General features: G+C 27.1%; 7 protein-coding genes. 1 reads left to right on the top strand and 6 read right to left on the bottom strand.

The features are described 5' to 3' along the window. Positions 1–112: 112 nt before the first annotated feature. From Q0W06_RS18240 to Q0W06_RS18230, 3 genes are read right to left on the bottom strand one after another with little or no spacing between them, the layout of a single operon-like run. Positions 113–673 carry a hypothetical protein gene (locus Q0W06_RS18240; protein ID WP_297639148.1) on the bottom strand — a complete coding sequence of 187 codons (561 nt, stop codon included), beginning with the start codon at positions 671–673 and terminating at the stop codon, positions 113–115. Between the two features lie 24 nt (positions 674–697). Further along, entirely contained in the window at positions 698–3,181 is a 2,484-nt protein-coding gene (locus Q0W06_RS18235; RefSeq protein ID WP_297639146.1) for a DEAD/DEAH box helicase family protein, read from the bottom strand. Positions 3,182–3,216: 35 nt separating this feature from the next. After that, the gene (locus Q0W06_RS18230) at positions 3,217–4,386 is read right to left on the bottom strand and encodes an NERD domain-containing protein (RefSeq protein ID WP_297639143.1); all 1,170 of its coding nucleotides are present in this window, start codon (positions 4,384–4,386) and stop codon (positions 3,217–3,219) included. Between the two features lie 343 nt (positions 4,387–4,729). On the opposite strand from Q0W06_RS18230, the gene Q0W06_RS18225 reads away from it, so the two are divergent. Further along, positions 4,730–5,320, top strand: a complete 591-nt coding sequence (locus Q0W06_RS18225; protein WP_297639140.1) for a sigma-70 family RNA polymerase sigma factor — start codon at positions 4,730–4,732, stop codon at positions 5,318–5,320. Between the two features lie 208 nt (positions 5,321–5,528). Here the strand turns inward: Q0W06_RS18225 and Q0W06_RS18220 are convergent, their stop codons facing one another. The 3 genes from Q0W06_RS18220 to Q0W06_RS18210 all read right to left on the bottom strand — a co-directional run bounded on the left by Q0W06_RS18220 (position 5,529) and on the right by Q0W06_RS18210 (position 9,786). Next, positions 5,529–6,545 carry a hypothetical protein gene (locus Q0W06_RS18220; RefSeq protein WP_297639138.1) on the bottom strand — a complete coding sequence of 339 codons (1,017 nt, stop codon included), beginning with the start codon at positions 6,543–6,545 and terminating at the stop codon, positions 5,529–5,531. 165 nt (positions 6,546–6,710) lie between these two features. Next, on the bottom strand, positions 6,711–7,676 hold the full coding sequence (locus Q0W06_RS18215) for a WG repeat-containing protein (RefSeq protein WP_297639135.1): 966 nt from the start codon (positions 7,674–7,676) through the stop codon (positions 6,711–6,713). Positions 7,677–7,860: 184 nt separating this feature from the next. Beyond that, positions 7,861–9,786 carry an N-acetylmuramoyl-L-alanine amidase gene (locus Q0W06_RS18210; protein WP_297639133.1) on the bottom strand — a complete coding sequence of 642 codons (1,926 nt, stop codon included), beginning with the start codon at positions 9,784–9,786 and terminating at the stop codon, positions 7,861–7,863. Between the last annotated feature and the right edge of the window lie 281 nt (positions 9,787–10,067).

Here is a 10,067-nt window from a genome sequence, read left to right as displayed (position 1 = left end):
GCATACTCACCCCACGGGCACAGTACAAGCCTCTATGAGGCGTTCACTTGCCCGGGGGTGAATAAGCCCTTCCCCTATCTATAGTCTTTTCTTAAATTTATTATATTACTTTTCATCTTATTTGCCATAATATAAAATCAATCTTTTTTATATCTGATATATTCCTATCAGAAAATTTTTCATCAAATAATTCTATCCATCTCTTTGATTGTTCTGTATTTAAAAATTCACTGTATAAATCTTTTACTTCATCATATTGTGCAATTATTTTTTCAACATTTCCTACACTATAATATGTTTCTAATTCTAGATGCTTTTTTATAAATCTATCTATAATAGGTAATTCCTCATCTACTGTTGCTAACAACTTACTTGCAAAAGATCCATGTACTTTTTTAGAATATTTATATAATATTCGCAATACCTCTACATAAGTATATTCTATAGTTTTATGATTTTCTAATGTCTCAAAATAAATTTCTAAAAATTTTCCATTCAAATTTATTAGTTTATAGAAGTCAATAAATACCCTTTTAAATTCATTGTCTTTTCTAACATCTACATGCCAAAATCTTTTCATAATAAATTCGTATTTGTCTATACCTATTTCCATTTCTCTTCTATTTAATGCTCTTAGAACTTCTTTTTCATTAATTTTTTCAAACCTTCTCATACTCCCCCTATTGTATCTTTGCTTTTATTTTTTCCTATTTTTATAATATTCTATAACTCTCATTTTTACTGCATCTATAAAATGCTGCTTGTATAGTTTATTTTCTTTATAAGCTTTAAATTCTTCCTTTATTCCAAAGACTGTTTTCTCTTCATTTGAATAGAAGAACTCTTCTCCTGAGTTTAGTAAGAATTTTATTGGCATTTCTCGTGCTTTTTTTAGGTAATCTTGTTTCTCCCAAGAATCTATATTTTTCGTTCCTTTTGCAGATAGTAAGTCTTGTTTATTAATTGAGTTTGAATAGAAACTTTTCATCGCTTGGTATATTTCATCTTCATCTATCTCTAACTTAAAATCTCCATTATTATAAAATCCCATTAGTAAAGGCATTTTATATGTTTTAGACATTGCTGTTGTTTCTATATAGTTTAGCAGCTTGAATTCTTCTGCTTTTAAAAACTTCTCTTCTTCCATAGTAGTTTCTTTTATTTCTTTTAAGAATTCTAAGTAGTTTTTAAATGGATTATTCTTTTTACCTGTTTTTGCTTTTAAGTATATTTCGCCCTCTATACTTTCTATAAATTCTTCTCGTGTTGGTCTATGTCCTAGGAATTCTTTTATACTAAAGTATTCTTCTATTACAAAGTCTTTTATTTTCTTATCTCTATTTGCCATCTTTTTAAATATGTCTATTATTTCAAGATCAAAATCTATAAGGCAATCCTCTGGATACTTAAAATCCCTTGGATCTCCATCTCCTTTTCCAAATTCCTTTGTAGATTTCCCTATTAAATTTGGTATCATATCAGCTTTTTTATAGTTTCCTATAAAGTCTAGAACATTTACGTACTCTTTGTCTTTATCTAGTCTTAATCCTCGTCCTAACTGTTGCAAGAATACTGTAGATGACTCTGTAGGTCTTAAGAACATTACCATATCTAGAGACTTTATATCTACACCCTCATTAAACATGTCCACAGAAAAGATTACTTTTATTTCACCCTTTTTAATTTTTTCTATAGCTTCTGTTCTCTCTAAAGAATTTTCTCCATTTGCATTGCTATACACTGCACAGGCTTTTATTCCATTCTTATTAAAGTATTCTGCCATATACTCAGCATGATTTTTTGTAGAACAGAATCCTATAGCTCTTTTAGATTTATATTTTTTATAGTGATTTAATACAAGGTTAGCACGCTTGTCTATCATTAATTTTTTCTCTAGCTCTGATTCCTTGTATCTACCATTTTGCATTCCTATTTCTTCATAGTTTATGCTATTATCATATATTCCGTAATATCTAAATGGACAAAGATACCCCTTGTTTACGGCTTCAAAGAGTCTTATTTCATAGGCTACGTTATAGTCAAATAGTCTAAACACATCTCGATTGTCCATTCTTTCTGGTGTAGCTGTTATTCCTAGAGTAAATTTTGGTTTAAAGTATTCTAAGATATTTAGATAATTCTTACTTACAGCGTGATGTACTTCATCTATAACTATATAATCAAAGTAATCTTTACTATAATATTCTTCTGTTAAATATTCTTTTTTACCTAATGTGCTTACAGATGCAAAAAGTCCATCTACCGCCTTTTCTTTTAAATCTCCCTTAAAGAATCCTATCTTAAAATCTTCTTTTATAGTTTTAAAACTATTAGCCGCTTGTGTTAAAAGTTCTTCTCTATGTGCTAAGAATAAAACCTTTTTATATCCTTCTGTATCAAAGGCTGCTAAGTATGTTTTTCCTATTCCAGTTGCTGCAACTACAAGTGCTTTGTCTATTTCTTCTTCTCTCATTTTCTTTAGTTCTGTTAAAGCTTCTATTTGCGCCCCTCTTGGTTGAAATAAAGAAACTACTTTTTCTTCTTCATCTTCTGTTTCTAAAAGTATTTTTTGTATTTTAGGTTTTGTCCAAGATTTAGAGTATTTTTTTAATTCTTCATCATCTAAAATTATTGATTGGTTAAAAAATAAATTTTCAAAAGCTTCGTTAAAATATTGAAAGTCTTCTTCATTTTTTTCTTTTTCTATTCTATAGTTCCACTCTAGCCCTTTAGTTAAGGCAGATAGAGAAATATTCGATGAACCTATAAAAATATCTCCTTGTCCACCTTCATAGTGAAAAATATATGCTTTAGGATGGAAAGATCTCCTAGAGTCTTTATAAAACCTCATATCGCAATCTTTCCCTAAAATATCTCGCATTAAATATAGTGCAGATGGCTCTGTTATCCCCAAATAGTTTCCTGTAAGTATTCTTATTCTTGTTCCTTTTTCTCTTGCAAAGGTTAAATCTTTTTTTAATAATCTAACTCCTGTTTCTCTTAAGAAAGATACAATAATATCTACTCGTACAGCTTTATTAAATGCTTTATTTAATCTATCTATTAAATAATCATTGTCTCCACCTAATATACAATTTTCACTATATCCAATTTCTTTTTCTTTTATTAATATTTCTTTATTTTGTAAAGTTTCTTCGCTACATATCCCTTTGCTACTCATAGTTCACCTCTTATTTTCATCTATATTTAAATTTCTTAGTTTATATCATTTATTATTTTTATAATATCATTTCCATATTTTTTCACAGTATTTTCTCCAACCTCATTGACCTTTTTAAGCTCGTCTATATTCTTAGGCTTAGCTTCTATTATGTTTTCCATAGCTTTATTTTTAAATACAAAGTAAGGTTTTATTTTTTCTTCCATAAAACATTTCTTTCTATATGCTATTAATTTTTCACGTAACTTTTGGTCTAAATCTTCATTTATCTCCAATGTTTCTCTTATTTCTTTATTTCTTATTTCTCTATTTCTTATCTCTTTATCTTTTACTTCTTTATGTTCTATTTTTCCTTCTAGTTTTTTTACTATTTGCTCTACTTCTCTGTTGTATTGTTCTTCTGTTATTTCTTCTTTAACTGTATCTTCTTTAACTATAGCTTCTTTCTTAACTATATCTTTTTCTATTCTGAATTTCTTTCTGTAGTTTATATCTATTGGCTTATTATTTTCTAAAAGTATATTTGCTATATTTATTATTTTACTTTCAAAAACTTCACCTGTTTTTTTCTCTGCTTGGATAGTTGTCTCTAGTAGATTCGTTATTTGATCTATCTTATATATTTTCTCTTTATCTTCTTTTCTAGCGTATCTTCTATTTATTACTGCTTCCTTATTTGCCATTATTACAGCATCATGTATAGGCAATTTTTTTAATAACTTATTGTTTCTTGAAAGAAAATCTTTAAGGATTCTAACATGTCTGGCATTTTGAGAAATAGGACTATACATTCCCTTTTTATAGTAGTTTCCATTTTTAAGTCTTATAACTCTTTCAAATTCTCCATATTGGTTTATATTAACATCGCAGCTTAGTGCTTTTGTTTCTAATACCATAATAAAATAATGTGTTAGTATTATAAAATCAAACTGTGCAACTTTATCTTCAAATTCTAATCTTATATCATGTAAGCAAATCATAGGAACATAAGAATTTTTTAATTCATAGGCTACGTCTGATTCTCCTTTCGCTCCTTTTTTCATTGCATATATTTCACTTTTTATATCTCTTACAGTGTCTCTATCTTTAGTTTCTTCTATAAGCTTTAAAAGATTTTGTTCAGCCTCTATATTTTCTTTAAATTCCTTATAAAATATTGGACTTTTTATCTCTTTTATTCCTATTATGTTTTTTAAAATCCCCATAAGATTTTCTCCTTTGTTTATTTTTAGTATTTTTAACTATTTTTATTATATCATTCCCATAATTTTTTACATATATTTCTCTCTTCTTAATATGTTTTATTTACTTTCAAAATAAATTCTATGTTTAATTTATCAGTTTAGATTTATATGATTATTTTTTTATTATTATAAGCCTATTTTTTTACATATTTTCTCGTTTTATAGGCATATTTTTGTTAATTCCATATAAAAGTTAGAATATTCAGATTATTCTCACTTTTATATTTACATATTATCCCAATTATTGTATTATATAAATATAGAACATATGTTTAATTTAATTTTAAATTTAGGGGGAACTGATATGGTTAATAAAAAAGAGGATATTTTGATTACTAATGAAGTGGTTCTTAATGCTAAGAATGGTGATAAACATTGCAGACAAATGATTTTAGATGCTTATGTTCCTTTAGTTTTATCTTTGGTGAGAAAGTTTCATATTAATGGTTATACTCATGAAGATTTAGTTCAGTATTGCAATTTAACTATTTTAAATTCTATTTTGTGTTTTAATTCTAGTGTTACTTTTGGCTGTTATATTAAGAAAGCACTTTTAAATAATCTTTCCTATCTTTATAGAAAAAACCCTAAAGAAAAAGTGCCTTCTAGTTTAGATATTCCTTGTGATTTTGGTACTACTATTGTGGATTTAATTATAGATGAAGATGCTATTATAGATAAAGATATTTTATTTAAGACTTCTGAAAACACAATTTTAAGTGCTTTAGAATATTTAGATAATGAGGAACGTCATCTTTGTGAATTTCTTATTTTTACCGATTATCCTTCTACTTTAAGTGATTATTCTAGAAAATATGGTGTATCTTATGAGAAAGTTAAGAGTTTAAAAAGACGTGCTAAAAATAAATTGACTAATATTTTAAAGTTTATGTAGTAAACATTTATTAAATTGATTTATTAAAAATTTTTCATAGCTTTTCCTTAAAGTGGGACTGTATAAATACAGTCCCATTTTGTAAGTTTTTCATATAAATTACTCATATTATTCCATCGCTTATATTTTATTTTTGTATGAATTTACAATAATTTCTGTATTTAATTTCCGTGTTTAAAGTTCGTATTTTTCTGCTATTTAATATTGTTTATTCTGCTAACTTATCAAATTCTTTTAATAATTTTTCTATTTTTTCAATATAATCTGTTAATATTTGTTTATCAGTTATATTTTCTACTCTACCAATTGTCATATGAGTTCCTATTGCATGACTTGTCTTTTCTATATAAAAGCCATTGTTCTCATATTTTTTCTTTTTTTCTTCAATGATATTCCAAACGTAGTTTCTAATATCTGATTTATACCTGCCTTCTAATACTTCTACTTTTAGATGCATAAATGGCTTGTATTTATTTACGTTGTAATTGTACTTACAAGGTAATTCTGTTTCTATGGTTGCATAGACAGCATACTTTTGAGATTTATTTTCGTCAATTCTATATTCCTTAGTTATTCTATTCCAAATTAAGATTATAGAATCCCCTTTTTGACTACTTATATTTTCCCAATCTGACTTACTATCTTTTTCTTTAAACTTTTCAAAGAATCCTTCCCAGCTTAATCTGTGCCAAGATTCAAAACTATCTTCCCACGCATGACTATGCGTCATCTTATCTAAATATATTAAATAATCTTTATATTCATCAATTAACGACATAGTTGGTCCTTCATACTTGCATAATAGTTTCAATAAATGATACCTGGTGACTCGTATACAGTTTTCTCCTTCTCTATGATTGGATTTCATTTTATTCCCAATATTTATATAGACGAATTTTTTCTTCCTATCTAGATATTTAGGATCTGTTATAAGAATTTCTCTGTGTTTTTTTAACATACTACATTTATTTTTAGCAAATGTTATATCTTCAACACTTAGTAAATAGTCATCATTTATTTCTACTACTAATGCTATGTTCTTGTACATACTTAAAGGTTTTATTGATTTTATTTCTAGATCTTTATCTTCAAGTATATCTCGAATCATCTGAATTCCTATATCCTGTAACTCACCTCCATACTTTGCAAAATCTAACAGCCAACCAAATATAGCAACATTCAAGTTTGATCCCCTTGAATATCTAAATATATTGACTCTATTCATAATATAGCCCCCTTGCTTCTGCAACCTTTAATTTTTGCTTTTCGTAATTTTTTTTATTTTTTTTATAATTTTATTATAACTTATTATCATTCCTTATTGTTTTAATTTTCTAATTTAACTTTAACTATTCAATTAATATTTATAACTATTTGTTAATAACTTAAATTAGAGGAAGTTTTCTCCTCTAAATTTTCTGTATCTTAAATTATTTTCCTTTAAGAAAACGTCTTCACTAACCTCTATACTAGATTCTTTATATTCTATCTTTCTTTCATTTACTTCACTAAAGTAAAGCTTTAAACCCCTATCAATAAGGCAAATATGTTTGTCCATTTTCATAGTATAGAAATAATTTCCACCCTTTATTTTCTTTGTCCATACCATACTTCCAACTTCATCAAATATATGCTCTACCATATATTTAGCCACTTCTTTTTTTAATTCTTCATTATAATTTACTTTAATTAATGCATATTTTCCTTCTAACTTTGCTACTAGCATATCTTCAAAAAAAGTTTGTCTTAGCTCCTCATAAATAGGTTCAATTATATAATTTCCATCTATATCTATAATTCCATATCTAGTTTCTTCTTTAATTATTGCATAAAACCTTTCTTTTCCTCCATTTATATCACTTACTAAAAATTCTGTTGCAAAGTTAAATTTAAAATCTATTTTAACCTTTCCATCTATATTTATATATCCAAACTTACCATCTTTCTTAGCTAAACAAAGCCCGCCTCTAAAGTACATGTCTGTATATTCATAAATAGGCTCTATTACTTCTACACCTAAATAATTTATAAATCCATATTTATCGTCTAATTTTATAGATGCTAATCCATCTTCAAAAGGAAATGCTTCATCATACATTGCTGGTATTGCAATCTTTCCATTCTTTTTATAGAAATATCCCCATTTGTAATGTGTTTTATCTTCGCCCACTTTATCAAAGTTTTCTTCATCTATAAGATAACTTTGTAATTCATCATAAACAAATCCATAATTTATATCTCTTATGTCTACCGGGTTATTCTTATCATCTAAAAAATGTACACGCCTATTTATTATTATCCCATCATAATATTTATCTATATCAAAATCGTAAAACTTACATACTATCTTCTCCATACCTTTTCTCCCTTTTCTTTTTAAAATAGCTTTTCAAGTTTATTATATTCAATGACTATAAAAGAATATGACAAAAAAGCTATATAAAAATCTTGTTCAACAGGAGGTGTTTCTATGAAATAAAGATTTTTATATAGCTTATATTTCAATATATCCAATTTTTCTAAAAAAGTTCCTTTTAATTTTAACCTTTTATTTCTTTCTCAATTCCTCTAACTATTCCCTTTGCAAGCTCTCTTGCATTTTCTTTTTGGTTTAATTTTTGAAAGGCTTTTAAGTTATCTATATATCCAACTTCTATTAATATAGATGGTGTGTATTTTTCTAAAAGGACTGTGTAATAGTCCCACTTAGTTCCCCTATCATATTCACCTTTCTCATTAAATAATTTTTCTTTATATACTTTTAAAATTTCTCCATTTACCTTTAATCCAAGCTCTTTTGAAAATGAAGTATTGTAATATACTTCTGTTGCATTTAACTTTTTATTTCCTACATTGTGATGAAGGGATATAAAAAGGTCTGCCTCTTCTACAAAGGCTCTATTTGGTCTATCTTTAAGAGAGTATATTCTTTCAGTTGTGTTTAATCTTACAACTTCTGCTCCCTTTTCTTTTAAGATTTTTTCTATTTCTTTTGCTATTTGAACATTTAGCATATGTTCTGTAACTCCATAATATCCTAATGCCCCTGGATCAAAGTATCCTTTATTTCCTATACCATGTCCTGGGTCTAAAATTATTTTAGCCCCCTTTATATCTTTAAGTTTTTTTCTGAATTTTATATTTAAAACTCCTTCATTATCATAAAAGCCATAATGTCCATAACATTCTTTCTTTAATCCAAAGCTTATTGTATCCTTCCCTTGCTTTCCCATATCTTTTAAAACTGAATCTTCTTCAAACTTTATTTTCTTTAATTTTTTAATATCACCATCATTAAACTTTAAATAAACTTTTTCTTCTAGTTTTTCTACTACAGTAAAGTCTTTATTTTTATAATCTTTATAGCGGTTTTGATCAAATATAAGATTATATTCACCCTTGTAGCTTTCTCTTATTTTTAATGTAGTAAATTTTTCATCTTCTACTACGACCATATTTTCGATTTTGTTTTTATCACCTTTAAATATTACCCTTGTTACTTCCTCTGCATCTTCACATCTTATTCTGTAACCAGAATCTAAAAGATAATAAGTTTTATCATCTATATGTATTATATTTTCTCCCTTTAAAATTGTATCCTTTGGAATTGAACTTAGATTTTCTAAGGGTATATATGTTGTATCTTCTCCGCTATAAATTTTAGCTGAATATTCTCTCACAACTAAATCTTTTTTTAATCTTTCACTTTCTCCAATTACAACTATTTCTCCACCATAAGCCATCTCCTTTTTATTTTCTAATCTTACAACAACTCTTCCTAAACTAGTTGTTTGAAGCTTTTTATCTAACTTTATAAAAGCTCTATACTTTGCAAACTCTGTCATTTTCCCTCTTAAGTACTCTTGGCTTTCTACTTGTTCCATAGGATATACTTTATTGTCTAAAATTACTTCAGCCTTTTCTCCATTATAAATTTTAGCTTCAACAGTAAGATAGACTCCTCCTGGCACTCTTCCTAATGTTTTAGGAATAACAGAGTTTTTACTTATCTTCTCATTGCCTGTAAAAACCTCAGTTTCCTCTTCTTTTTCCTTACTGTTTATATCTAAAATCTTTTCTCCCTCATTTTCTTTATTACTTACATTTAAACTATTTTCTTTCTCGTCTATTTCTTTATCTCTTACCTTTAAGGCATTTTCTTTCTCATCATCTATTTCATCCATTTCTTCCATATTTGCTTTTACAATACTTCTTTTATCTTTTCCCCTATTATCCATGCTTAGAACTTCAATTTCATCCCATTCACTATTACTTACCCATACCCCTCTCTTGCCTTCTTTAATCTTCTTTTTCTCTAAATATCTAACTACATAGCTTTCTTTTTTAAATTCGCTATCCTTTGCTGCAATATCACCATACACTTGCATCTCTATTCCCTTAACACAAATAATCACTATAGCCAAAACTCCCACTTTAAATAAACCTCTTAAAATACTTCTCATCATAAAAAATCTCCCATCTCTACATATGCTTCTATACTTACTCTTCCCCAACCCCCCCTAACTATGTAACCCTCCTTCACCTCTTACCTATTCCCTACTTCCTCTCACCTTACCTTTCCCCTCTATTCCCTCTTCTCTCTTACCTCTTACCTCCTCTCTTTATGCTATAATACCTATATCCTCATTATTATTAAGGAGAAAATTATGGACTTTTTATATAAACATGTCATAAAAAAATTAGGTGGATTAAATAATAGAAATTATCTTTTAGATTATTATGGTAC

Source organism: uncultured Clostridium sp. (assembly GCF_947072515.1).
Classification (GTDB): Bacteria; Bacillota; Clostridia; order Clostridiales; family Clostridiaceae; genus Clostridium.
Note: the sequence above shows the minus strand (reverse complement) of the source record. Positions and strands in the feature narration are given on the sequence as shown.